Origin of the sequence: Minwuia sp. (assembly GCF_048263705.1) — a bacterium.
Lineage (GTDB): Bacteria > Pseudomonadota > Alphaproteobacteria > Minwuiales > Minwuiaceae > Minwuia.
Genome location: NZ_JBLXDV010000002.1, coordinates 115,927 through 141,056, shown reverse-complemented (window position 1 = coordinate 141,056; position 25,130 = coordinate 115,927). Strand labels below are relative to the sequence as shown.

The window sequence follows — 25,130 nt, the reverse complement described above, 5'->3', positions numbered from 1 at the left end:
AGCCTCGGCACCGGCGTCTTGCTGGGGCTTGTCACGGCATCCATCTGGGCTGGCTACATCGTCATCGTGCGCTATGGCATGACGTCGGACTATCGGCCGCTGGATATGGCCGTCGCCCGCTACTGGCCCGCCGGCCTGATCCTTCTGCCGGTTTTGCTGAAGGTGGGGGTGCGTGACCTTGGCGGCGTCGGCTGGGCGCGCGGTATCATGCTGACCCTTTTCGCCGGGCCGGCCTTCGCGCTGTTGCTGAGTTCAGGGCTGCGCCTGACCACGGTCTCGCATGGCGGCGTGATCGCCCCGGCGACGCTGACCCTGATGACCACATTGCTGTCCATCCTGTTCCTGAAGGAACGCCTGAGCGCGGCGCGGACGGTCGGTCTGCTGCTGATCGGATCGGGGCTGATCCTGATCGCGGGTGCGGCCTTCCTGGTCACCTTCAACCGCGATGTCCTGATCGGCGATCTTCTGGTGGTGGCGGCCCCGTCGTGCTGGGCCGTGTTCACCGTGCTGCTGCGTGTCTGGCAGATCGATGCGGTGCGCGGTACGGCGGTGGTGTCCGTGCTGGGCGCGCTCGCCCTGGTGCCGTTCCACGTCGCGACGACAGACTATGGTGACCTGATCGCGGTTCACGGCTGGGCCGACATAGGCATGCAGTTCTTCGGGCAGGGCGTGCTGAACGGTTTTCTGGCGACCCTGCTGTTCCTGATTACCGTGTCGCGGATCGGACCCGCACGGGCGGCGGTGTTTCCGTCGCTGGTGCCCGCACTCTCGATCCTGATCGGCGCGCCGCTGCTGGGCGAGCAACCCGACCTGTCGCAGATCGCAGGCATGGCGGTGGTGACGTTCGGCCTGTTCCTTGCGGTCGGTCTGTACGACGACTGGCGCGGGAAAAGGCTGGCTGCTCAGGCGGGCTGAAGCACGGGCCGCCACGAGATGAACCGCAGCCCCAGCGCGACCACGACGCCATAGGCACACATGCCCGCGGCGACCGCGATGAACAGGTTCTGGGGCGTTGCGGCATCGATCGACCACAACAGCGCGCCGCCACCCGCGATAACCAGCAGTCGCAGCAGTGAGCCGAAGACGGGCACGCCCAGTGTCTGCATCGCCTGACTGGCGAAATAGAGCGTCAGCCCGAGTGCGAAGAACGCATAGAAGGGCGCGACCTGCCGCATGTAGACCGCCGAGGCGGCGATCACCTCCGGATCGTCGGTGAACTGTGATGCCCAGGCTTCCGGGAACGCCGCGTTCAGCAGACCTATGATGCCGACCAGGCAGGTGGTTGCTGCCGTGCCGCGCCAGGCGATGCTGGCGGCACGCGCCTGCTGACCCGCGCCACGGTTGGCGCCCGCGATGGCGATCAGCGCGGCACCGACGCCGAAGATGATCGGGATCATCAGGAATTCCAGACGCGCGCTGACGCCGTAACCGGCCAGCCAGGCCGCGCCGAGTTGTCCGACCAGCCCGGTCACCAGCAGGGTCGTCAGGATCGTCATCACCGCCTGGATGCCGGCCAGAGATCCCAACTTCAGCAGCGGCATCAGCAGGGCCCGGCTGACCGGCCCGGCGCGATAGGCGATGGGGCCGCGTCCGGTCAGAAAGATCATCAGCAGGCCCGCGGTGCCGACCCCGAAGGCACTGATCATGGCGAAGGCGGCACCTTCGATACCCATGTCGAAATGAATGATGTACAGCCAGCAGAATCCCAGATGACTCAGCGAGACGAGCGCCTGCAGCAGGGCCGGTGTCACCATGTCACCCGCGCCCCGAAGGATGCCGGAGATCATGTTGAACAGCCACATCAGCACCAGGCCGGCCATCAGGATGTTGGAATAGCTGAGCGCCGCTTCGAGCACCGCGCCCTCGCCGCCCAGCAGGCCATAGAAGGCCGGTCCGACCAGCCAGAACAGCAGCCCCATCAGCAGGCCGGCCACGACGGCAATACGTATGCTGGCGCGCAGGATCATCTCGGCCCGCGCTTGATCGCCGGCCCCGACCGCGTTGGCCGTCGCCCCGCTGGCCGCGCCGCCGACGGAGCCGGCGGCCAGCATCATGGTCAGCATGTAGATCGGAAACACCAGCGCGACGCCCGCCAGTTCCACGGTGCCGATGCGGCCCAGATACCAGGTCTCGACAACGCTCATCATCATCGAAATCAGCATGGCGATGGTCGTCGGGACCGCCATCCGCACCAGCGGTGGCCAGATGGGCCCTGAAAGAAGGGCTGCGCGCTTGCGTTCTGCGGGGGTCAAGGCCGACCTCGATACGATCATTGAAGACGGACATGACGGTAGCGCACTATGATCACAGCACGAGGCAATTCTGTTTTCCGCTCGGGCAAGAAATCCGATGCCGGAACAATCGATATCGCATGTCCGGGGAGGGACGCGCATGGAAGTTTCCGAAACGGCAACCGATCCGGAGCGGGGATCGCATACGATTGCCGACTTCACGAATCTTGTGGGCAAGGAGTTCGGGGTCAGCGACTGGGTCACCATCGATCAGGAACGGGTGACCATGTTCGGCGTCGCGACCGAACACAGGCACTGGCTGCATCTGGACCCGGAACGCGCCGTGCGTGATGGGCCCTATGGTGGCACACTGGCGCACGGCTTTCTGGTCACCAGCCTGCTGTCACATTTTCTGGACAATGTGCGGATGCGCCCGGCCGATGCGGCCTTCGGCCTGAACTACGGCTTCGAGAAGGTGCGCTATCTGGCGCCGCTGGTCGTCGGCGACGATGTCCGCGTGCGCGATCGGATCACGATCCTGGACGCGACCTGGCGGTCGGGCGGCCGTCTGATGGTCAAGACCGGCAACCGGTTCGAGCAGGAAGGCAAACCCGATCCCGTCGCCTATGCCGAATGGATGCTGCTGTGGGTGCCGATGGAGAAGGCGTCGTGAAACCCTTCGACGGCGTGCGCATCCTGGATGCGACGCATGTGTTCGCGGGACCGTTCTGCACCTATCAGATGGGCTGGCTGGGCGCTGAAATCGTCCGCGTCGAAGCCGTGCAGCCGCTGGATTTCATTCGCTATGCATCCCCCGATCCGGCGCAGAAGGCCGCCGGGATGGCCGACGCCTTCCTGATCCAGAACGCCAACAAGCATTCGGTCGCGCTGGACCTGAAGGATGTGCGCGGGCAGGCGATCTTCCGCAAGCTGGCGGCCACCAGCGATGCCGTGATCGAAAACTACCGGCCTGGCACGATGGCGAAACTGGGGCTCGGGTACGACGATCTGCGACAGGACCGGGACGATCTCGTCTATCTGTCGCTTTCCGGTTTCGGCCAGTCGGGTCCGCTGCGTGACATTCCCGCCTACGATCACTTCGTGCAGGGCATTTCCGGCATGATGGCGGTTCAGGGCGACGACGCGCACGGCGCGACGCGCGTCGGCTGGCCGGTGATCGACTATGTGGCCGGGCTGGTGGCGGCCTTCGCGCTGTCCTCGGCGCTGTACGGGCGCAAGGCGGGCGGCGGCGGTCAGTATGTCGATGTCGCCATGCTCGATTCGGCGCTGATGATCATGGGTCCGGTCGTCGGGCCGTGGCTCGCCAGCCAGCGGCGTCAGGTGAAGACCGGGCGGCAGGCGGCGTCCGGCAGCCCGTTTTCGGGCATGTTCGAGACCGCCGACGGCACGCTGGTGGTGGCGGCCAATACACCGAAACAGGCCAACAGCCTGCTGCACGTGATCGGGCGCGCGGATCTGATCGACAGCCCCGATATTTTTCCCTGGGCGGGCAGGGCGGAGGTGACCGAACGGGTCCAGCAGATGCTGGACGACGTCTTCGCCACACGAACCGCGCTGGAATGGGAGGCGCTGCTGGCGCCATCCAGCGTACCGGCCGGAAAGCTCCGCGATGTCGAGGAGATCACCGCGCATCCGCATGTCCGGGAAAGAGGCGTGCTGCACCATCTCCCCGATGTGCCTGGGCTGGACCGTCCGATCGATGTGCTGGGACCGGGCTTCAACTTCACCGGGCGCGAGGCGCAGGTGACCGATCCGACGCCGCCGCCGCAGAAAGGTGCACACAGCCGTCTGTATCTCAGGCAGGTCGGGTTGAACGATGCAGAGATCGATGGACTGATCCGCGACGGCGTCACCGCAGAACCGAATTGATTGCGGCCTCCGGCCCGGCTATGGTCCGGTCAATAACAACACAAGTTTTGAGTATATCAGGGAGGATATCGATGCTTCACAACGCTCTCAGGGGCGCGGCGATTGCTGCTGCGGCTCTTGCATTCGCGACCACGGCGCAGGCCGGTTCGCATGCCAAGATGGTCGACGGCCCCGCCGTGACCTGGAATCACTCGCTCTGGGGCAAGCCCCGCGCGTTCACCGCAGGTCTTGAGCATCTGGCGGAGCAACTCGCCGAGCGCACCGGCGGCAAGTTCACTTACAAGCTGAACTACGGCGGCCTGTCCAAGCCGAAGGAGAATCTCGACGGTATCGAGATCGGTGCCTTCGAAGCGGCCAACTTCTGCAACTTCTACAGCCCCGACCGGACCCCGTCAGCGATGATCTTCTCGCTGCCGTTCCTGCCGATCGGTGACTGGAATGTCCGCATCAAGGCTTCGGACGCCTACTACCAGCATCCGGCCGTGAAGAAGGAAATGGCCGGCATGAACGCCATGATCTACATGGCCGGCGTGCTGCCGCAGTACGAATTCCTGGGCCGTGGCGAGCCGCCGCGCGACCTGGCCGCCTGGAAGGGCATGAAGGTACGTGCCGGTGGCGGTGTCGCCATCGCGATGGAGAAGCTGGGTGCCACCCTGCAGACCGTACCGGCGACCGAAGTCTACACGCTGCTGGAACGCGGCACGGTGGATGCGGTTTCCTTCCCCTTCACCTACGCGCATGCCGCCTACAAGGTGCATGAGGTTGCCGACTGGTACACGGGCAACTTCCAGCCCGGTACGGCGGACTGCCCGACGGTCTTCAACCTGGATGCCTGGAACGCGCTGCCGCAGCAGTACAAGGATCTGCTGCTGGAGCTGAAGGACAGCGTCTACGAGAAGCAGAAGGAAGCCTATCTGGCGGCCGACAAGATCAATCTGCCGCTGTTTGCCTCCGTGATGCAGGAAATCCGGTTCTCCGAAGAGGAACTGGCCACGTTCCGCGACGAAATCGGCAAGCCGATCTGGAAAGAAGGCTTTGTCGATCTGTATGCGGATCGTCTGCCGACGCAGGAACTGCTCGATTTTCTGCTGGCGGAAGCCGAGAAGGCACGCAACGGCTCGTGAAGTCTGAAGGTGGGGGCGGACATCCGCCTCCACCATTTCTTCATCTGGAACCCGGGTACACATGACTGACACCTCAGAAGCTGGTGGTCTGGCAACGACAGATCGCTGGCTCTTTCGTATCGAGACCGTTTTCAATCTGGTCGCGGCCTTCTCGATCTTCGGCCTGATGTTCCTTGGCGTTGCCCAGGTGCTGGGCCGCATCCTGATCTGGATCAACGGCGGGCTGGTCGCTGAATTCGGTATCGACCCCGGCCTGTGGTTCTCGATCCCCGGCTACATCGACGTGATGGAACAGGCGATCGCGATCTTCGCCTTTCTGGGTATTGCCTACTGCCAGCGCATGGGCGGGCACGTACGCATGGATCTGGCGCTGCGGGGGCTGTCGCCGCGCATGCTCTGGATCGCCGAGTTTCTGGCAATCCTGTTCTCGCTTTTCGTCGTCGCGGTGCTTGTCTATTACAGCTTCACGCATTTCCAGCGGTCTTACGACAGCGGCGATTCCACCATCGATGTGCAATTGCCGGTCTGGCCGTCAAAGCTGCTGGTCACGGTCGCCTTCTCGCTGCTCTGGCTCAGGTTGCTGCTGCAACTCGTCGGCTTCGCGCGGCTGGTCGGACGCCCCGAGGCGGACCCGGTTGCCGTTCCGACAATCATGACCATTGAAGAAATCGCCCGCCACGACATCGAAGAATCGGACGACGGCAGTGACCGCTTCCAGCCGAAGGGGACCTGATCCATGGATCCGTTGACAATCGGTGTGATCGGCATGATCGCCCTTGGTGCCCTGATCGCACTGGGCATGCGGGTGGTTTTCGCGACCGCTCTGGTCGGCTTCATCGGGCTGATCGCCATCTTCTACGTGAAGCCCAACTTCGATCTGTGGCGCGCGTTCAACGTCGCCGGCGGCATTGCCGGACAGACGCCGCATTCGAAGGCAGTCGCCTATCCGCTCAGCGTGCTGCCCATGTTCATCCTGATCGGCTTCCTTGCCTTCTATGCCGGCATCACCAAGGCCGTTTTCGAGGCTGCCCGCCGCTGGATCGGCTGGGTGCCCGGCGGCCTGGCGGTCGCCAGTGTCTTCGCGACTGCCGGTTTCGCCGCAGTTTCGGGTGCGTCGACCTCCACGGCGGCTGTGTTCGCACGCATCGCCATACCGGAGATGCTGAAGAACGGGTACGACCGTCGGCTTGCCGCCGGTGTGGTTGCGGCCGGCGGTACGCTGGCATCGCTGATCCCGCCAAGCGCCATCCTCGTGCTCTACGCCATCATCGTAGAGGAATCTGTCGGCGCGCTGTTGCTCGCCGGTTTCCTGCCGGGACTGTTCTCCGCCGTGATCTACGCGCTGCTGATCGTGTTCCGGGCGTGGCGCAATCCGGACCTTGGCCGACCCATCACCGGATTTTCCTGGATGGAACGGTTCGAGACGATCCCGGGCACCTTCCCGATCATGCTGGTCATCGCCATCATCATCGGCGGTATCTACTTCGGCCTTGCGACACCGACCGAAGCCGGCGCGCTGGGGGCCTTCGTGGTCTTCGTCATGGCCATGTCGCGGGGCATGAAATGGGAAAGCCTGAAGGAAGCGCTGCTGGAAACCGCCAAGCTGACCGTGATGATCTTCTCGATCATCTGGGGCGTCCTGATCTTCGTGCGTTTCCTGGGGTTTGCCAATCTGCCGGACACGTTCGCCAACTGGATCGTGTCCCTGCCGCTGGATCCGTGGCTGATCATGATCACCATTCTGCTCGCCTACGCGGTCCTGGGCATGTTCATGGATGCCATCGGGATGCTGTTGCTGACCCTGCCGGTCGTACACCCGGCTGTCATCGCGCTGGGGCCGGAGCTCGGCTTCGAAAGCACCGCGCAGGTATCGATCTGGTTCGGCATCATCGTCGTGAAGATGGTCGAGATATGTCTCGTGACGCCGCCGATCGGTCTGAACTGCTATGTCGTGAACGGCGTCAGACCTGACATCCCGCTGTCTGATGTGTTCCGCGGGATCGGCCCGTTCTTCGTTGCCGATGTGCTGACGGTGGCCGGTCTGGTGATGTTCCCGGCGATCATCACATGGCTGCCGGAAACCATGATGGGGTGAACCGCGAACGCGCGGACGTGCTTCTGGTACAGGCCGGTCTTGCCGCCAGTCGCGCCCGCGCCCGCGCGCTGATCCTGGACGGCAAGGTCGCGGGTGTGACCAAGCCTGGGCAGATGATGCCAGCCGATGCCCGGCTGACTCTCACGGAAGCCGACCATCCCTGGGTGAGCCGGGGCGGCCTGAAGCTGGCGCACGCGCTGGACCACTTCGCACTGCCGGTCGAGGGTCGGGACGCGCTGGATGTCGGCGCATCCACGGGCGGGTTTACCGATGTGCTGCTGGCACGCGGTGCCCGGCACGCGGTTGCCGTCGATGTGGGGCACGGCCAGTTGCATCCCCGCCTGACGGCAGACCCCCGCGTGACGAACATCGAAGGGGTCAACGCACGCGACATCACCGCCGGTCTGATCGGCATCGCGCCTTCGGCCATTGTCGCGGACCTGAGTTTCATCAGCCTTGCCGTCGGTCTGCCTGCCGCACTGTCCTGCGCCGCGCCTTCCGCCTGGCTGGTCGCCCTGATCAAGCCGCAGTTCGAAGTCGGGCGCGCTCATGTCGGCAAGGGAGGCATTGTCCGGGATGCGATCATTCGCGACGCCGTGCCGGAGACGATCGGGTGCTGGTTGTCCGATGAGATGGGCTGGCGGGTTCAGGGCGTGACCGACAGCCCGGTTCAGGGTAGTGACGGCAATCGTGAGTTTCTGATCGCCGCATGGAAGGCCTGACATGAAGATGACCATCCAATCCATCGGGCAGGGCGGTGATGGCATTGCCGAAAAGGACGACGACCGCTGGTTCGTGGCGCTGACGGCGCCGGGCGACGTGGTGACGGCGACACCTGAAAAGAAACGCGGCAAGGGCGGGCCGAACCGGGCGGTTCTGGAGACGGTACTGGAGGCCGGCCCCGCGCGCACGGATGCACCGTGCCCGCATTTCGGAGCCTGCGGCGGCTGTGCGGTTCAGCATCTGAAGCCGGCGTTTCTGAGCGCATGGAAACGCGAACTGATCGTCGAGGCCCTGCAGCGGCGCGGGCTGACCGACGTGCCGGTTACGGCGGGATTTGAAGGCGATGCGGGGCGCCGGCGCAGGGTCGCGCTGACGGCGCTCGTCATTGCAAAGGGGCGCGTGACACTGGGTTTCCACGAACGCCGCGGCAAGCGGGTGATCGATATCGGACCCTGCCCCGTGATGCGCCCGGAACTGGAGGCCCTTCTCGAACCCTTGCGACGGGTTGTGGGTGCCCTGCTGAAGCCCGGGCAGGAACTGCGCGCGCAGGCGAATGTCACCGACGGGGGGATCGACCTGTTGCTGGACGGACCGCTGGCCGACGATCTGACGACACATGAAACCCTGTCCGATTTCGCACGGACGACCGACCTCGCCCGAATCTCGATCGTCGACGGCGACATGCCGCGCACGGTGATTGAACGACGCCCGCCGCATCTCGACTGGTCACGGTTGCGGGTCGTGCCGCCACCGGGTGTCTTCCTGCAGGCGGACGGGGAGGCCGAAATCTGCATGCGGACGCTGATCGCGGACTGGTCCGAAGGCGCAAGGGCCGCGGTCGATCTGTTCTGCGGCGTGGGTACGCTGACCAGCAGCCTGCCGCTGACGCAGGCGACGCTGGCCGTCGATTCCGACCGGCAGGCGATTGCGGCACTGAAGGCCGGCATCGATGCGACGCCCGGTGCCGACGCGCGGGTGGAAGAGCGCAACCTGTTTCGCCGTCCGTTGCGCGCCGACGAACTGAAGCGGTTCGACCTGGCCGTGCTGGACCCGCCTGCGGCTGGCGCGAAGGATCAGGCGGAACAGCTGGCGGTATCGCGGGTGGGCAGGGTGATCTACGTCTCCTGCGCGCCGGGCAGCTTTGCCCGGGACGCCAGGACGCTGGTCGACGGCGGCTACCGGCTGGTCGAGGTCAGGCCCATCGATCAGTTCTACTGGGCCGCGGACGTCGAACTGGCTGCTCTGTTCGTCCGGGAGTGAGAGCTCCCCGAAACGAAAAGAGGCGACGCCCGCGCGCCGCCTCCCTGCGTGACTGAACAATCTGTCCGCCTACTGGGTGACCTGCTTCAGATAGGCGATGACATTCTCGACGTCCTTGTCCTTCTTCAGGCCGGGGAAGGCCATCTTGTTCTTCGGGATGTAGCCTTTCGGATCCTTCAGATAGGCGGCGATCGTTTCCTCGTTCCACACGATGCCGGAGTTCTTCAAGGCCGTTGAATAGCGCTTGAAGTCACCCTTGCCGGCCTCGCGACCGAAAATGCCATAGAGGTTCGGGCCGACCGGGCTGTTCTTGCCTTCCTCGACCTTGTGGCAGATCTTGCACTTCTTGAAGACCTTTTCACCCGCAGCCGGATCGCCCTCCGCATGCGCCGTGCCGATACCGAGCGCCAGGCCCATGGCCGCCATCGTCAGAATTTTCTTGTTCATCGGGTTCCTTACCTTTCTTCGCATCGTTGCCGACTGTGCCGGAAACGGATCGGGGATGATCGACACTTAGTACGACCATCCCCGTCTGTTGATCAGGCAGCCTGTCGCATGCGGAACTGAATGCGGACTGAACATGGCCGCCGGCAAGGCTATTTGGCGCGGAACTCTTCGGGCAGGAAGAACATGTGATCCTGATCCGACACGGCGACATGGCAGTCGTGGCAGAACTGCACATTCGCGCTGTTCTTGCCTCCCGTCGCACCGCCGACCGCGCCGTTCGGCATGACGATGATATAGTTCCAGTCCGCCGTATCGGCGTTGAAGCCCTGTGGCATCTTCTCCATCAGGAACAGGGGGCCGGGTCCGGCCTTTCCGGCGGCGTTGACGGTAAAGCTGTCTTTCGCCAGCACGGTTCCCACCCTGGCCGGGCCGGCGTCCTCGAACCTGCCATAGTTGCTGGCGCCGGTGGCGTTCACGTAGTTGTTGACCAGCCGACCGCCATGCGTGGCCGACGGGTAGGGACGTGCCGCCACATTGGCCCAGCCGTGATAGCGCTCCGCCGACGTCAGACCGGACTTCGCATAACCCGCCCACATGTCGCCTTTCAGGCAGTCATACAGGCCGTTGGCCTCGGCGGCGGTCAGCTCGGGGGCTTCACCCGCGCCACACGGGCTGCATGCACCGCACGGATTGCAAGGGTTTTTCGCAGCACATGGATTGCAGGCCTTGGCGGCACAGGGATTCTTTGCAGCGCACGGATTGCAGGCCTTGGCAGCACAGGGATTCTTGGCTGCACATGGGTTACAGGCCTTCGCGGCGCAGGGGTTTTTCGCTGCGCACGGATTGCAGGCGGCTGACCCGGCCAGCCTGGGGACCACGCATTTGGATGAATGTCCGGTGCTTGCCGCGCACGGATTGCAGGCACCGCACGGGCTGCAGGGGTTCTTGGCCGCACACGGGTTGCAAGCTTTCGCCGCACACGGATTGCACGCCTTTGCGGCACAGGGGTTCTGCGCTGCGCAGGGGTTCTTGGCTGCACAGGGGTTGCAGGCGTTTTCGCCGGCCTTGTGCGCCCCGGCCAGATGAACACGCGCCTCGTCGCTGCGGCTGACCGCCGTCGGGTTTGCCTTCGGGACGGGCGTGACCGCGTATGTGACGTTTGCCAGCGTGATGGCACTGCCCGCCGCGATGGTGGCACCCAGTGCGATCTGCGCAACGCCGCCCGAGAGCCATTTGTGTTTCATGCGTTTCATCCCTGAACCTCCCAATTCCCTGTCCCATGCCCGAGTTCAGATATCTTGTTTCGGACATTTCCAGTCTCTGCCGTCCCGGCGGCGCGGACCAATGACTGTTGTTCAACTCGATGTGAGAGATTGCCGGAGCAAGTGACGCAGCGTCCGTCGTGGTTCGGCACGGGTTTGAAACAAAGCCGTTGACGCGCCTTCGGACGCATAGCCACTATGCGGCGTCGCGGGCGCGTCATAAGCGCCTCCAAAATTCAACCTGACGGCAGGGGGACCAAACCCATGAACTTCAGAACCACCTTACTTGCTGGCGTCGCCGCACTGGCGATCGGCGCGGCAGGCGCAAGCGCGAAGGAACTGACCTTTGCGTTCCAGGGCGATGCCAACTCGATGGATCCCTACAACCTGAATGAAACCTTCACACTGGGTTTCATGGGCAACATCTATGAAGGCCTCATCCGGCGTAAGGCCGACCTTTCGATCGAACCCGCCCTGGCTGAGCGCTGGGAGATCATCGAACCGACCCGCTGGCGCTTCTACCTGCGCAAGGGCGTGAAATTCCACGATGGCCGTGATTTCACCGCAGACGATGTGATCTTCTCCGCCGACCGCGTGAACGGCGAAGGTTCCGACCTGAAGACCCGTCTCGCCGGTGTGAAGGAAGTGATCAAGGTCGACGACCACACCGTGGATTTCGTCACCGAGTCGCCAAACCCGATCCTGCACTTCGAGTGGGAAACCTGGGGCATGATGTCCAAGGGATGGGCGGAAGAGAACGGTGCGCTGACCGCCGAGTCCGCGACCGGCGATGTCGAGAACTTCGCAACCCGCAACGCCAACGGTACCGGCCCGTTCCGGCTGGTCAGCCGCGAAGCCGACGTGCAGACCGTGGCCGAGGCCAATCCGGACTGGTGGGGCAATGCCGACAAGCAGCACAACCTGACCAAGGTCACGCTGAAGCCGATCGGTTCCGATGCGACCCGCGTCGCCGCGCTGCTGTCGGGACAGGTGGACATGGCCTATCCGATCCCGGTGCAGGACATGGACCGCGTGTCGGGCAATGACGGCACCTCGATGCTGGTCGGCCCGGAACTCAGGACGATCTTCCTGGGCATGGACCAGTCGCGCGACGAACTGCTCTATTCGAACATCAAGGGCAAGAACCCGATGAAGGACATCCGTGTCCGTCAGGCGTTCTATCACGCGATCAATGTCGAACTGATCAAGAAGAAGGTGATGCGCGGCCTGTCCGAGCCGAGCCCGCTGATGGTCGCGCCGGGCATCAACGGCGGCAATCAGGAAGGTTTTTCACGTCTTCCGTTCGACCCTGACCGGTCCAAGGCCCTGCTGGCCGAGGCCGGCTATCCGGATGGTTTCGAGATCGGCATGGACTGCCCGAACGACCGCTATGTAAACGACGAGGCGATCTGCCTGGCCGTGGTTTCCATGCTGGCCAAGGTCGGTATCAAGGTGAACCTGCTGGCCCAGCCGAAGGCGTTGTACTTCAAGAAGGTTCTGGCACCCAGCCTGGACACGTCGTTCTACCTGCTGGGCTGGACCCCGGGGTCGCTGGACAGCTTCAACGTGCTCTACAACCTGCACGGCTGCTACAATGCGGAAACCGGCAACGGCAAGTTCAACCTGGGCGGCTACTGCAACCCGAAGGTGGACGAACTGACCGGCAAGATCCTGTCGGAAACCGACAAGGGCAAGCGCGATCTGATGATCCAGCAGGCCTGGAAGATGACCACCGACGATGTGGCCTACATCCCGCTGCACCAGCAGGCGCTGGCATGGGGTGTGCGCAACGGCCTGAACGTCGCACAGCGGGCTGACAACCAGTTCGCATGGCGTCACGTCACCATCGACTGATCGGTCGATGTGAAAGAACGGCAACCCTCCGTCTTCCCCGTGAAGGCGGAGGGTTGTGTCTTTCCGAGGGGCAACTGAATGATCGCGTTCATTATCCGAAGACTGATCCAGGCCGTGCTGGTGATGCTGGTGGTGGCCCTGATCGGCTTCACCATGTTCAGGTTCGTCGGCGATCCTGTGGCACAGATGGTCGGGCAGGACACCTCGCTTGCCGAACGTGCGGAACTGCGGGAAAAGCTGGGGCTGAACGATCCGGTCATGGTCCAGTTCGGCCGCTACATCGGTCAGGTCGTGCAGGGCGATTTCGGGATCAGCTACCGGCTTGGACGGCCGGTCGATGCGCTGCTGGCGGAACGGTTCCCGGCCACACTGGAACTGGTGATCGTTGCCGCCCTGTTTGCGCTGCTGATCGGTGTACCAACCGGAGTCTACACAGGCCTTTATCCACGAAGTTGGCTCAGTCAGGGGTTCCTCACATTCTCGCTGATGGGTATTTCGCTGCCGACGTTCCTGATCGGCATCCTGCTGATGGCCGTGTTCAGCGTGATCCTGAACTGGCTGCCGTCGTCCGGCCGGGGTGAAACGGTGGATATCGGCCTCTGGGAGACCGGATATCTGACCTCGTCGGGCTGGCTGGCGCTGATCATGCCGGGTATCACGCTGGGGATGTTCCAGCTCGCACTGGTGATGCGGCTGGTCCGCTCGGAGATGCTGGAGGTGCTGCGCACCGATTTCGTGAAGTTCGCTCGCGCCCGCGGCCTGTCCAACCGGGCCGTTCATTTCCGCCACGCGCTGAAGAACACGATGATCCCGGTGATCACCATAACCGGACTGCAGCTCGGTTCCCTGATTGCCTTCGCGATCGTGACCGAGACCGTGTTCCAGTGGCCGGGCATGGGGCTGCTGTTCCTGCAGGCCGTGCAGTTCGCCGATGTGCCGGTGATGTCGACCTATCTGATCGTGGTCGCCTTCATCTTCGTCGTGCTGAACCTGATCGTGGACCTGCTGTACTACGCGGTCGATCCGCGCCTCAGGGTCGAACGCACCGGTGGGGGGCACTGACGATGGGACCCTGGACGCGCTTCAAGGACAATCTCGCCCGCTTTCTGGACGGCGATATCTGGCACAGCTTCCGCACCTCGCCCGTGGCGATGATGTCGACGGTGCTCGCGCTGGTGATGATCACGGCCGCCATGATCGCGCCGGTCATCACACCGCAGGATCCGTTCGAACCGGCGGCGCTGGATCTGCTGGATGCCTCGACACCGCCGGTCTGGCACCCGGACGGTTACATGCCGTTCGTGCTGGGGACCGACGATCAGGGCCGGGACATGTATTCGGCGATCCTCTACGGCTCGCGCGTGTCCATTCTGGTGGGGCTGTCATCGGTCGTACTGGCCATCGTTCTGGGCGTCACGCTGGGGCTGGTCGCCGGGTTCGTCGGGGGCCGTACGGATGCGGTCATCATGCGCATCACCGACGTCCAGCTCAGCTTTCCCGCCCTGCTGATTGCGCTGCTGATCAGCGGCGTCAGCAAGGCCGTGTTCCCGGAGGGTGGGGATGTGGCGCTGTATGTGATCGTGGCGTCCATCGCGCTGTCGATCTGGCCGCAGTTCGCGCGCACCGTGCGCGGCTCGACGATGGTGGAGAAAAGCAAGGAATACGTGCAGGCCGCGCGCGTGATCGGCGTTTCATCCATCGCCATCATGTATCGCCATGTTCTGCCCAACGTCATGGGGCCGGTGCTGGTGATCGGCACCATCAACCTGGCGGTCGCGATCCTGCTGGAAGCGACGCTGTCGTTTCTGGGTGTCGGTGTGCCGGCCACCGAGCCGTCTCTGGGAACCCTGATCCGCATCGGGTCGGACTTCCTGTTTTCCGGCGACTGGTGGATCGTCACTTTCCCGGGCATTTTTCTCGCCCTGCTGGTGGTCGCGGTGAACCTGCTGGGCGACTGGCTGCGCGATGCGCTCAATCCGAAGCTGAGGTAGGGCGATGGCGGATCCGGTACTTGAAGTGAAGAACCTGCGCGTCGAGTTTCCGACCCGGCGCGGCACGCTGGTTGCCGTCGACGATATCTCGTTGAGCATCGGCAAGGGCGAGGTTCTGGGCGTTGTCGGCGAATCCGGTGCGGGCAAGTCCATGACGGGCGCGGCCATCATCGGTCTGATCGAACCGCCCGGGCGCATCGCCGAAGGGCAGATCCTGCTCAACGGGCGGCGCATCGACAATCTGTCCTACGAGGAGATGCGGAAGCTGCGCGGCAGCGAGATCGGGGCGATTTTCCAGGACCCTCTGACCAGCCTCAATCCGCTGTTCCGCGTGTCCGACCAGTTGATCGAAACCATCCAGACTCATTCCAGACTGACCGAGAAACAGGCGCGGCAGCGGGCGCTGGATCTGTTGCGGGAGGTCGGCATTCCCGCCGCGGAAGAACGTCTGGACCATTATCCGCACCAGTTCTCGGGCGGCATGCGGCAGCGCGTGGTGATCGCCCTGGCGCTTTGCGCTGAGCCCAAGCTGATCATCGCCGACGAGCCGACGACTGCGCTGGATGTGTCGATTCAGGCACAGATCATTACCCTGCTGAAACGCCTGTGTGCCGAGCACGGGACATCGATCATGCTGGTGACCCACGACATGGGCGTCATCGCCGAAACGGCGGATCGCGTGGCGGTCATGTATGCGGGCCGTGTGGCGGAAATCGGTCCTGTGCAGGACGTCATCAAGCGGGCGAAACATCCCTATACCGAAGGCCTGATGGGCGCGATCCCGACCATGGGCACGCGCGCGACCAAGCTGACGCAGATCGACGGATCGATGCCGCGCCTGACCGACATCCCGAACGGCTGCGCCTTCCATCCGCGCTGCCCCAAGGTGATGTTCAAGTGCCATACGCTGCGACCCGATCTGATGGGCGACGGGACGCACGACGTGTCCTGCTGGCTGCATGAACCGGCCGAGGAGGGCGTGGTATGAGCGACATCCTTCTGAAAGTCGATGATCTGGTCCGTCACTTCGATGTCTCGCCGCCCTGGCTGAACCGGGTCACCGAACGGCTGCCGAAAGCTTTCGTGAAGGCGGTTGACGGCATCAGCTTCGAGATCGGACGGGGCGAAACCTTCAGCCTGGTCGGTGAGAGTGGTTGCGGGAAGTCGACCGTCGCCCGGCTGGTGGTCGGTCTCTACAACCCGACGGCGGGCGAGATCGAATTCGACGGCATGGATGTGTCCGGTGAGAAGGCGCGCCGCCGCAATGCCTCGGCCCAGCGCCGCATGCAGATGATCTTTCAGGACCCGTATGCGTCCCTGAATCCGCGCTGGCGTGTCGCCGATATCGTCGCCGAGCCGATCCGGCATCTGAAGCTGGCCAGCGACAAGGACGAGATCATGCGCCGGGTCGGCGAACACCTGACACAGGTCGGTCTCAGCCCGAAGGATGGCGAGAAATATCCGCACGAATTCTCCGGCGGCCAGCGCCAGCGCATCTCTATCGCGCGTGCGCTTGCCGGTGAGCCCGAGTTCCTGGTGTGCGACGAACCGACGTCGGCGCTGGACGTGTCGGTCCAGGCCCAGATCCTGAACCTGATGAAGGAACTTCAGGAAGAGCTCGGCCTGACCTACCTCTTCATCAGCCACGATCTGGCGGTCGTCTATCATGTGTCGACCAAGGTCGGCGTCATGTATCTGGGACGTCTGGTCGAATGGGCCGAGACGGATACGCTGTTCCGCGAGCCGCGGCATCCGTACACGCGGATGCTGCTGGACGCGATTCCGGATCTGGAGATGTCGGGCCGGGCGCGCACGCCGGTTGCCGGCGAGGTTCCGAGCCCGATCGACCCGCCCCCCGGCTGCCCGTTCCATCCGCGCTGCCCGCTGGCCAACGACCGGTGCAAGACCGAAGTGCCAAGGGCGATCAGCGTCGGACCCTCGATGGTCGCCTGTCACGCCGTCGAGGAAGGCCGCCTGCCCGAGTGGTAGGTCCTCTCTCCCGTCTGAGCGACGCAAGGCCGCCCGGGAGGAGACCGGGATACGCTCAAGGAACGGACGGTGCGGTCGTGCGGATCATCCGCCGATCAGATCCAGCCATTCCTGTTCAGTGAGTGTCGTGACGCCCAGATCGGCGGCCTTCTTCGCCTTCGAACCCGCACCCGGTCCGGCGACCAGATAGTCGGTCTTTTTCGACACGGAACCGGAGACCTTGGCACCGAGGGATTCCGCGCGGGCCTTGGCCTCGTCGCGGGTCATGGCTTCCAGCGTACCCGTGAACACGACGGTCTTGCCCGCGACGGGCGAATCCTGCGCGGGTGCGTCGAAATCGGTGACCGTGACCTGGGCCAGAAGATCATCCAGCACTTTCCGGTTGTGGGGTTCGTCCAGGAAACCGGTCAGCGCGCCGATCGCCGTGTTGCCGATCCCGTCGATCCCGGTGAGTTCCGACCAGGCTTCGCCCTCCGGGCCTTCCTCGACGGCCTTGTCGAGTACGGTCAGCAGGGCTTCCAGCGACAGATAGTTGGCTGCCAGCACGCGCGATGTCTGCTGCCCGATATTGCGAATGCCCAGCGCGAACAGGAACCGGTCCAGCCCGATCTCGCGCCGGGCGTCGATGGCCTCGAACAGGTTCTTCACCGACAGGTCGCCGAACCCCTCGCGTTCTTCCAGCTTCAGATCATCGTTGCGCGCCTTCAGCGTGAAGATGTCGGCCGGTGCCGTGACCTCGCCCGCGGCGTAGAACATCTCGATCTGCTTCGTGCCCAGCCCTTCGATATCGAACCCGTTCCGGGAAACGAAGTGCTTCAGACGCTCCACCGCCTGCGCCGGGCAGATCAGGCCGCCGGTACAGCGCCGCCGCACATCCATTTCACCGTTCTCGCGCACATCGCGCACGGCGTGACTGCCGCAGGCGGGGCAGGTCTCGGGGAACGCGAACGGCTCGGCATCGGCGGGGCGCTTGTCGGGAAGATGCCCCAGGATCTGCGGAATCACGTCGCCCGCGCGCTGAACGGTGACCGTGTCACCGACCCGAACGTCCTTGCGCGCGATCTCGTCCTCATTGTGCAGCGTCGCGTTGGAGACCACGACACCGCCGACGGTTACCGGCTCCAGCCGCGCAACGGGGGTGAGCGATCCGGTGCGGCCGACCTGAATGTCGATGCCGCGCAACAGGGTGGTGGCCTTCTCGGCGGGGAACTTGTGCGCGATGGCAAAGCGGGGACTGCGGCTGACGAACCCCAGCCGTTCCTGCCAGTCCAGCCGGTCGATCTTGTAGACTACGCCGTCGATGTCGTAGTCCAGCTCGCCCCGCGCGGTCTCGATCTCCCGGTAGAGCGCCATGATCTCGTCGACCGAATGGCAAAGCCGCGTCAGGGGATTGACCGAGAACCCCCAGTTCCTGAAGGCATCGAGAACGCCGGACTGGGTATCGGCAGGCAGATCGGACGTCTCACCCCACGAATAGGCGAAGAAGCTCAGTTTCCGGCTCGCCGTGACGGTTGAATCGAGCTGTCGCAGCGACCCCGCCGCCGCGTTGCGGGGATTGGCGTAGATCTGCTTCTCCGCCGCCGCCTGCGCTTCGTTGAGCGCGGCGAAGGCCGACTTCGACATGTAGACCTCGCCGCGGACCTCGAAGACTTCCGGCACGCCATCCGGCAGGGTGTCGGGAATGTCATCGACCGTGCGCAGGTTGGCGGTCACATTCTCGCCTTCGCGTCCGTCGCCCCGTGTTGCGCCCTGAACCAGCTTGCCACCCTCATAGCGCAGGGATGCGGACAGCCCGTCGATCTTCGGTTCGGCGTTGATGGCGACCGGTTCGTCCTCTCCCAGGTTCAGAAACCGTCTGACGCGCTGCAGAAACTCGGCGACGTCCTCTTCGGAGAAGGCATTGCCCAGCGAAAGCATCGGTCTCGCGTGAACGACCTTGCTGAAGCCGGAAGCCGGTGCCGCACCGACCGTCTGTGACGGGCTGTCCGGTGTCACCAGTGCCGGGTGCTCGGCTTCCAGTGACAGAAGCCGCTGACGCAATGCATCATATTCGGCATCGGACACACTTGGCGCATCGTCCTGATAATAGCGCGTGTCGTGGGCGCGGATTTCCGTCACCAGGCGGGCGTGCTCTTCACGCACATCGTCTGGAATGGCGTCGCTCATCTGTCCTGTCCTTCAAGCAGTCTGTCGGCCGCACCACGGGCTTCTGTGGTGATCTCGGCACCCGACAACATGCGCGCGATCTCCTCGCGGCGGTCTTGGCCTGTCAGTTCGGTGACACGGGTCGTGGCGCTCTCTCCGACCTGTTTGGCAATCAGCCACTGATGACCCGCGCGGGCCGCAACCTGCGGGCTGTGGGTGACAACCAGCACCTGGAATCGGTGCGCCAGCGCCTGCAGCCGTTCGCCCACGGCATTCGCCGTTGCGCCGCCCACACCGCGGTCCACTTCGTCGAAAACCAGCACAGGCGTATCGCCGACTTCCGCCAGGACGACCTTCAGCGCCAGCATGAAGCGCGAGAGTTCGCCTCCCGACGCAATTCTGGCGATCGGTCCGGGCGCGGCGCCGGGGTTGGTGGCGACCTCGAACGCGACACGGTCCATGCCGTTCTCGCCCCAGTGGGTATCCTCCTGCCGGACGACGGTGGTCACGAACCGGGCACCGCCCATGCGCAGGGGCTCAAGCTCGTCGCGCACCGCGGCGTCCAGTTCCACGGCGGCGGCCCGTCGTGCCTCGGACAGCGCCTCGGCTGCCTTGACGAAGCCGGCGCGCCGGTCGGCGACCTCGGCTTCCAGCCTTGCGATGTCGCGGTCGCCCGTCTCGATCGCGTCCAGACGTGCGCGCATGTTGTCCAGCAATCCGATCAGGCCCGATGTCTCGATCCGGTGTTTCCGCGCCATGCCTTTCAGCGCGAACAGGCGATCATCGACCTGCGCCAGTTCGCCGGGCGCGACGTCCAGATCAGCGCTGATCGCCGCGATGGCCTGCGCTGCCTCATCCGCTTCGACCGCCGCGCGCTCCAGGGCATGCATGGCGGCATCCAGGCGGCCTTCGGCGTGGGCACGCACGCGATCCAGCGCCCGTTCCGCGCTGCGCAACCTGCCGGTCACGCCGCCGTCGCCCTCCAGCGCGCCCACCGCGTCGGAGACAGCGTCCGCTATCTTCTCGACCTGCATCAGGAAGGCGCGGCGTTCGGCCAGGACCTCATCTTCGCCTTCCGTCGGCGAGAGGTCTTCCAGTTCGCCGACCGCGTGGCGCAGATAGTCTTCCTCGCGCGCAGCGGTTTCGAGCGCGGCGCGGCGCTCCGCCAGTTCATTGGCGACCGTGCGCCAGGCAGCGTGGGCCTTCGCGACGGCCGAGAGGCGTTTCGCATTGCCCGCGAACTGATCGAGGATGCCGCGATGGTTCGCCGTCTGCATCAGCCCGACTTCGGCCGACTGACCGTGCACTTCGACCAGCGACTGGCCGAGCGTGTTCAGAAAGCCGACGCTGACCGCCAGATCGTTGACGAAGGCGCGGCTGCGCCCATCGGCATTCAGCGAGCGCCGCACGATGATCCGGTCCTCGATATCGATGTCCTGCGCGGCAAGAAGATCCCAGGCCGGATGCCCGGCGGGCGGCGCGAACTCGGCGATCACGCTGCCTTTCTCGGCACCCTGGCGGACCAGGCGGCCCTCGGCGCGCTGACCGGTCGCCAGACCGAGTGAATCCAGCAGGATGGACTTGCCAGCGCCCGTCTCGCCGGTCAGGGCGCAGAGCCCGTCGGCCAGATCGAGGTCCAGCCGGTCGAAAACGACGATGTCACGAATCGAGAGCGAGCGGAGCATCGCCCATATACATCAGAAAATGCGTTTCCATGTGCGCGATATCCACGATCCTTCGTCTTCCTCCGGGATCAGATCGCGGCCTTCCAGCATGGCAAAGCTGTCGCGGTACCACTGGCTGCGCGGGTAATTGTGCCCCAGAACGGCAGCCGTCGCCCGGGCTTCGTCGATGACACCCAGCGACAGATAGGATTCGACCAGCCGGTGCAGCGCTTCGGGTGCGTGACTCGTGGTCTGATATTCCTCGATCACCACCTTGAAGCGATTGATCGCGGCGACGTAGTGCCCGCGCTCCAGGTAATAGCGTCCGACCGACATCTGCTTGCCCGCCAGATGGTCCTGGGTCAGGGCGAGCTTGGCCTGGGCGTCCTGCGCGTACGATGATCGCGGATAGCGGCGGATGACCTCTTCCAGCTTGGTCAGCGCCTCGCGTGTCCGTCCCTGATCCCGCTCGACATCGGCGATCTGCTCATAGTTGGAGATCGCGATCATGTAATGGGCGTAGGGGGTCTCCTTGCTGCCGGGATTCAGACGAATGAACCGTTCCGCCGCGCCGATCGCAAGGTCGTAATCGTTGGTCATGTAATAGGCGAAGATGGCCATCAGCTGGGCCTTGGTGGCCCAGACCGAATAGGGATACTGGCGCTCGACGATGTCGAAAGCCTCCGCCGCATCCTCGTAGTCCTGCTCGGCCAGCCGGTCGAGCGCCGCGTTGTAGAGCACTTCCACCGGCGGCTCGTTGGCCGGATTGACCGCCACGGGTTTCTCGTCCGAACCGCCGCAGTTCACGAGCACAAACAGCGCTGCGGCAAGAACCGGAGCGCGCAAGACCGATCGGATCGAAAGTCTGACTGAACTCATACCGTCTCTTGTCACGGCCATGCCGCTAAATCAAGCGGTCGGACGGCACGGCACTTGAAGTTTGATCGGGTGAGAGGCCGCAGCCCCGCGGATGCGGCTTCCAGCGCACCGTTTGAGTCACATTCCGAGACAGGAGTCACTTTATGCAACAGGACCGAAATGTGGACCGGCATGTCGGCGAGCGCATCCGCCGCCGTCGTACGGAACTCGGCATGACGCAGCACGATCTCGCACTGATGCTCGGAATTTCCTATCAGCAGGTCCAGAAGTACGAGACCGGGGCCAACCGGGTGAGCGCGGGCCGGTTGTTCGCGATGTCCCAGCGTCTCGGATGTGTCGTCGGTTATTTCTTCGAAGGACTTGAGGAAAATGCCGGTGTGGACACCCTGGAACATGGCGCGGCCAACCGCACCACCATCGAACTCGCCCGCAACTTCAGCCGTCTGCCCAGCGGAAACGTGAAGGGCGCGATCAGCACTCTGGTGCGGGCGCTGGCCGATGGTGACGAGGAAGCGATGGAAGAGGTCGAACGCAGGCTGGCCGGCTAGAACAGTCCCGCCTTTCACTGAATCGTCGACTCCCGAACCGGTGCCTCCGGTCTGCCCGAAAACCCTGCACGCGTAGCTTTCGCTGCGTCGTCCGTTGCTTCCGCAGGGAAACGGCGATGATGCCTTGTGCCTTTGGCGTTTCAATCAAATGCTGGAGCGTTTCAGGACCGGCGTTTGCCGATCAGTACTGATCGTCAGTCCGCAGCGTCGACCAGGCGCAGTTCTTCCCAGTCGGTTTCCTCGTCCTCGATGACGTAGTTGGCCGCATCGGCAAACAGCGCCTTCAGCAACTGGTTGTTCAGCGCGTGTCCGGCGCGCTCACCGTGATAGGCGCCCACGATCTGATGGCCGGATGTAAAGAGGTCACCGATCGCATCCAGCGCCTTGTGCTTCACGCTTTCGTCCTCGTAGCGCAACCCTTCCGGGTTCAGCACCTTGTCGCCCTGAACCACAACGGCATTGTCCAGCGAGCCGCCCTTGGCCAGACCCGCAGCCCACATGCCCTCGATCTCTTCGTACAGGCAGAAGGTGCGTGCTGACGCGATCTCGCTCTCGAAATCGTTGAACGCCTTGTGGAAATGCGTGGACTGAGCTGCCAGCAGCGGATTGGCGAAGGAGATGTTGAAGCTCAGCCGGAACTCGTCAGAGGGGGACAGGCGCGCCCAGTAGTCGCCCTCGCCAACAGTCACTTCACGCAGGACGCGCAGCACACGGCGCGGCTGTTCCTGCTCGACAAAGCCCGCTTTCTGCAGCATGGCGACGAAAGGTTGCGCGCTGCCGTCCATCACCGGCGTCTCGGCGGCGGAGATATCGACGAAGACATTGTCGACTTCCATCCCGGCCAGCGCGGCCATGACGTGCTCGATGGTGGCGATCGATGCACCCTGGCGGTTGGCAATGACGGTGCACAAACGTGTGTCGGCGACATGATCGAAGCGGGCCGGTATCAATGCGGCATCGCCTTCCAGATCACTGCGCCGGAACATGATGCCGGTATTCACCGGGGCCGGAGAGAAGGCAATGGTGACATCGACGCCCGAATGCAGGCCGACGCCGCTGGATTCCACACGCTTGGCAATCGTCTTCTGATAGCTCACTTGCCGTACCCTCTGGTTAGACGCATGTCGACGTCGTTCCGTTCGCTTGTTCTTGTTCTTCGACCGCTCCGGCAGCGCCTTCTTGATCACCGACGGCTGACGTGGCCTCGAACGCGCCACAATCAATCTTTTGAATCACTAAAAGAAAAAGCGCTGACAGGGTTATATGAATCGCCCCGTCAGCGCTCAAGTCACTCTTTGTTACCCACTGTTACCCTGTCGGGACATTGCCCTTGGGGTGGTCTTCAGTTGGCTTGACGCCGCAGAAACGCGGGGATGTCGAGGTCGTCGTCGACCGTCCGCTGGGCCGGCTGTTCCGGCTCGTCCAGGTCGAGACGTGGGGCACCCATCTGCGGTTCGTTCCGGCCTGCCGGTACTTCCGGCTGGCTGTCGCGATTGCCGAACAGGCTGCGGCGCGATTCAGCGCGCGGCTCCTCCGGATCGCGGGCGGCCCGCTTCGTCAGGCGGTCGAACAGCGAGCGGCCCTTCCTCGGCTCCTCGGCAGCCTCCCGTGTGCCGTATTCGGGCGTCGGCGCAGACGCTCCCGAGGGCTTTGCCGCCGGTGCAATCACCGGTGCCGAAGCGGGCGGACCGTTCCGGTTGGTCGGGAAAGTCGGGAACTGGTATTCGCTCTTCGCTTCCGTTTCCTTTTCAACCGTCTCTGGCGCGGCCTCCGGCATGGCAGCCTCGGCGACATCGTCGATCATGGGCTGCGTCTCCATCTCGACAGCCTCGACCTCTTCCTGCGCGTCCAGCTTCATGGCCGTTGCGCCGTGCGTGCTGCCGAACGAGGGCATGCGCGGTGCGACCGGCTGAGGCATCGACGGCGTCGAAGCCGGCGCGGGCGCGGGCTCGCTTGCGGTGACAACGCGGGGCGTGAAACCGGACTGCGGCTTGGCGGCCTGGGCTTCCAGGGCGTCGATGCCGGTGGCGACCACCGAAACACGCATCCTGCCGTCCAGCTCGGGATCCAGAATGGAGCCGATGATGATGTGTGCGTCCTCATCGACCTCCTCGCGGATCAGGCTGGCGGCCTCGTCGACCTCGTGCAGGGTCAGATCCATGCCGCCGGTCACGTTGATCAGCACGCCGCGGGCGGACTTCAGGGTGAGATCTTCCAGCAGCGGATTGGCGATTGCGTCGCCTGCCGCACGGCGGGCGCGTTCCTCGCCCTCGGCCTCGCCGGTGCCCATCATGGCCTTGCCCATCTCGTTCATGACGGTGCGAACGTCGGCGAAATCGAGATTGATCAGCCCGGGTTCGACCATCAGGTCGGTGATGGAGCGCACGCCCGAATGCAGGACCTCGTCGGCGATCTTGAAGGCATCGGCGAAGGTGGTCTTCTCGTTGGCGACCCGGAACAGGTTCTGGTTCGGAATGACGATCAGCGTGTCCACGTTCTGCTGCAGCTCGATCACGCCGTCATCGGCGATGGTCATGCGGCGCTTGCCTTCGAACTGGAACGGCTTGGTCACGACGCCGACGGTCAGGACGCCGGCTTCACGGGCCGCGCGCGCGATCACCGGAGCGGCACCCGTGCCGGTGCCGCCGCCCATGCCGGCGGTGATGAAGCACATGTGCGCGCCGTCCAGATGTTCCATCAGCTGTGGCAGCGCTTCCTCGGCGGCTTGGCGGCCGATGTCCGGCTGCGCGCCCGCGCCAAGACCCTGGGTCAGGCCGGCACCGAGCTGAATCTGCCGCGGTGCCCGTGACTTGGTCAGCGCCTGGGCGTCGGTGTTCGCTGCGACGAACTCCACGCCTTGCAGTTCGGATTCGATCATGTTGTTGACGGCATTGCCGCCCGCGCCGCCGACGCCGAAGACGACGATGCGAGGCAATGTTTCGCTCAGATCCGGTGTGGTCAGATTGATGGGCATGTCGAGGCCTCCTTTTTGTCTGCTCGACAGAGGTTTTCAGGGGGTAGGTCCGGT

General features: G+C 64.1%; 22 protein-coding genes. 14 read left to right on the top strand and 8 right to left on the bottom strand.

Annotated features, from left to right (window positions below; translation table 11 throughout):
- Nucleotides 1–18 precede the first annotated feature (18 nt).
- A complete protein-coding gene (locus tag ACN0X7_RS03075) occupies nucleotides 19–915 on the top strand; it encodes a DMT family transporter (RefSeq protein ID WP_417513992.1) in 897 nt (298 codons plus the stop codon).
- Here ACN0X7_RS03075 and ACN0X7_RS03070 read toward each other — a convergent pair.
- Entirely contained in the window at nucleotides 903–2,252 is a 1,350-nt protein-coding gene (locus ACN0X7_RS03070; RefSeq protein ID WP_417513990.1) for an MATE family efflux transporter, read from the bottom strand. The two genes, ACN0X7_RS03075 and ACN0X7_RS03070, sit on opposite strands and share 13 nt — an antisense overlap.
- A gap of 139 nt (nucleotides 2,253–2,391) precedes the next feature.
- Between ACN0X7_RS03070 and ACN0X7_RS03065 the strand changes: the two genes are divergently transcribed.
- From ACN0X7_RS03065 to ACN0X7_RS03035, 7 genes are all read left to right on the top strand, one after another.
- Nucleotides 2,392–2,904 carry a MaoC family dehydratase gene (locus ACN0X7_RS03065; RefSeq protein ID WP_417513988.1) on the top strand — a complete coding sequence of 171 codons (513 nt, stop codon included), beginning with the start codon at nucleotides 2,392–2,394 and terminating at the stop codon, nucleotides 2,902–2,904.
- Nucleotides 2,901–4,121 (top strand): CaiB/BaiF CoA transferase family protein, encoded by a 1,221-nt coding sequence (locus tag ACN0X7_RS03060; RefSeq protein ID WP_417513986.1) that lies wholly within the window; start codon nucleotides 2,901–2,903, stop codon nucleotides 4,119–4,121. Before ACN0X7_RS03065 ends, ACN0X7_RS03060 begins: the two co-directional genes overlap by 4 nt.
- 71 nt (nucleotides 4,122–4,192) lie before the next feature.
- On the top strand, nucleotides 4,193–5,245 hold the full coding sequence (gene dctP / locus ACN0X7_RS03055) for a TRAP transporter substrate-binding protein DctP (protein WP_417513984.1): 1,053 nt from the start codon (nucleotides 4,193–4,195) through the stop codon (nucleotides 5,243–5,245).
- Nucleotides 5,246–5,306: 61 nt separating this feature from the next.
- The gene (locus ACN0X7_RS03050) at nucleotides 5,307–5,978 is read left to right on the top strand and encodes a TRAP transporter small permease subunit (protein ID WP_417513982.1); all 672 of its coding nucleotides are present in this window, start codon (nucleotides 5,307–5,309) and stop codon (nucleotides 5,976–5,978) included.
- Nucleotides 5,979–5,981: 3 nt separating this feature from the next.
- Entirely contained in the window at nucleotides 5,982–7,340 is a 1,359-nt protein-coding gene (locus ACN0X7_RS03045) for a TRAP transporter large permease (protein WP_417513980.1), read from the top strand.
- Nucleotides 7,337–8,062 carry a TlyA family RNA methyltransferase gene (locus ACN0X7_RS03040; RefSeq protein WP_417514662.1) on the top strand — a complete coding sequence of 242 codons (726 nt, stop codon included), beginning with the start codon at nucleotides 7,337–7,339 and terminating at the stop codon, nucleotides 8,060–8,062. The genes ACN0X7_RS03045 and ACN0X7_RS03040 overlap by 4 nt, the downstream gene beginning before the upstream one ends.
- A gap of 1 nt (nucleotide 8,063) precedes the next feature.
- Nucleotides 8,064–9,323, top strand: a complete 1,260-nt coding sequence (locus ACN0X7_RS03035; RefSeq protein WP_417513978.1) for a class I SAM-dependent RNA methyltransferase — start codon at nucleotides 8,064–8,066, stop codon at nucleotides 9,321–9,323.
- Between the two features lie 69 nt (nucleotides 9,324–9,392).
- Here ACN0X7_RS03035 and ACN0X7_RS03030 read toward each other — a convergent pair whose 3' ends face one another.
- Together ACN0X7_RS03030 and ACN0X7_RS03025 are read right to left on the bottom strand one after the other, a co-directional pair.
- Entirely contained in the window at nucleotides 9,393–9,770 is a 378-nt protein-coding gene (locus ACN0X7_RS03030) for a c-type cytochrome (protein ID WP_417513976.1), read from the bottom strand.
- A 149-nt stretch (nucleotides 9,771–9,919) separates the two neighbouring features.
- Nucleotides 9,920–10,366 carry a cytochrome P460 family protein gene (locus ACN0X7_RS03025; RefSeq protein WP_417513974.1) on the bottom strand — a complete coding sequence of 149 codons (447 nt, stop codon included), beginning with the start codon at nucleotides 10,364–10,366 and terminating at the stop codon, nucleotides 9,920–9,922.
- Nucleotides 10,367–11,296: 930 nt separating this feature from the next.
- Between ACN0X7_RS03025 and ACN0X7_RS03020 the strand changes: the two genes are divergently transcribed.
- The 5 genes from ACN0X7_RS03020 to ACN0X7_RS03000 all read left to right on the top strand — a co-directional run bounded on the left by ACN0X7_RS03020 (nucleotide 11,297) and on the right by ACN0X7_RS03000 (nucleotide 16,866).
- Nucleotides 11,297–12,886 carry an ABC transporter substrate-binding protein gene (locus ACN0X7_RS03020; protein ID WP_417513972.1) on the top strand — a complete coding sequence of 530 codons (1,590 nt, stop codon included), beginning with the start codon at nucleotides 11,297–11,299 and terminating at the stop codon, nucleotides 12,884–12,886.
- Nucleotides 12,887–12,964: 78 nt separating this feature from the next.
- Nucleotides 12,965–13,948, top strand: coding sequence for an ABC transporter permease (locus ACN0X7_RS03015; protein ID WP_417513970.1), 984 nt, complete (start codon nucleotides 12,965–12,967; stop codon nucleotides 13,946–13,948).
- Between the two features lie 2 nt (nucleotides 13,949–13,950).
- Entirely contained in the window at nucleotides 13,951–14,877 is a 927-nt protein-coding gene (locus tag ACN0X7_RS03010; protein ID WP_417513968.1) for an ABC transporter permease, read from the top strand.
- 4 nt (nucleotides 14,878–14,881) lie between these two features.
- Nucleotides 14,882–15,865 (top strand): ABC transporter ATP-binding protein, encoded by a 984-nt coding sequence (locus ACN0X7_RS03005; RefSeq protein ID WP_417513966.1) that lies wholly within the window; start codon nucleotides 14,882–14,884, stop codon nucleotides 15,863–15,865.
- On the top strand, nucleotides 15,862–16,866 hold the full coding sequence (locus ACN0X7_RS03000) for an ABC transporter ATP-binding protein (RefSeq protein ID WP_417513964.1): 1,005 nt from the start codon (nucleotides 15,862–15,864) through the stop codon (nucleotides 16,864–16,866). Before ACN0X7_RS03005 ends, ACN0X7_RS03000 begins: the two co-directional genes overlap by 4 nt.
- A gap of 84 nt (nucleotides 16,867–16,950) precedes the next feature.
- On the opposite strand, the gene ligA is transcribed toward ACN0X7_RS03000, so the two are convergent.
- Genes ligA through ACN0X7_RS02985 form a run of 3 tightly spaced genes read right to left on the bottom strand, consistent with a single transcriptional unit; the run spans nucleotide 16,951 to nucleotide 21,554 of the window.
- Nucleotides 16,951–19,032, bottom strand: coding sequence for an NAD-dependent DNA ligase LigA (ligA, locus tag ACN0X7_RS02995; RefSeq protein ID WP_417513962.1), 2,082 nt, complete (start codon nucleotides 19,030–19,032; stop codon nucleotides 16,951–16,953).
- The gene (gene recN, locus ACN0X7_RS02990; protein ID WP_417513960.1) at nucleotides 19,029–20,696 is read right to left on the bottom strand and encodes a DNA repair protein RecN; all 1,668 of its coding nucleotides are present in this window, start codon (nucleotides 20,694–20,696) and stop codon (nucleotides 19,029–19,031) included. The genes ligA and recN overlap by 4 nt, the downstream gene beginning before the upstream one ends.
- 12 nt (nucleotides 20,697–20,708) lie before the next feature.
- Complete coding sequence (locus tag ACN0X7_RS02985) at nucleotides 20,709–21,554, bottom strand: outer membrane protein assembly factor BamD (protein ID WP_417513958.1); 846 nt, start codon at nucleotides 21,552–21,554, stop codon at nucleotides 20,709–20,711.
- 143 nt (nucleotides 21,555–21,697) lie between these two features.
- Here ACN0X7_RS02985 and ACN0X7_RS02980 point away from each other — a divergent pair, with 143 nt between their 5' ends.
- A complete protein-coding gene (locus ACN0X7_RS02980; protein ID WP_417513956.1) occupies nucleotides 21,698–22,102 on the top strand; it encodes a helix-turn-helix domain-containing protein in 405 nt (134 codons plus the stop codon).
- A gap of 194 nt (nucleotides 22,103–22,296) precedes the next feature.
- Here ACN0X7_RS02980 and lpxC read toward each other — a convergent pair whose 3' ends face one another.
- Both lpxC and ftsZ read right to left on the bottom strand, forming a co-directional pair.
- Nucleotides 22,297–23,199: a UDP-3-O-acyl-N-acetylglucosamine deacetylase gene (lpxC, locus tag ACN0X7_RS02975; protein WP_417513954.1), complete on the bottom strand. Its 903-nt coding sequence runs from the start codon at nucleotides 23,197–23,199 to the stop codon at nucleotides 22,297–22,299.
- A 245-nt stretch (nucleotides 23,200–23,444) separates the two neighbouring features.
- Complete coding sequence (gene ftsZ / locus ACN0X7_RS02970) at nucleotides 23,445–25,076, bottom strand: cell division protein FtsZ (RefSeq protein WP_417513952.1); 1,632 nt, start codon at nucleotides 25,074–25,076, stop codon at nucleotides 23,445–23,447.
- Nucleotides 25,077–25,130: the final 54 nt, after the last annotated feature.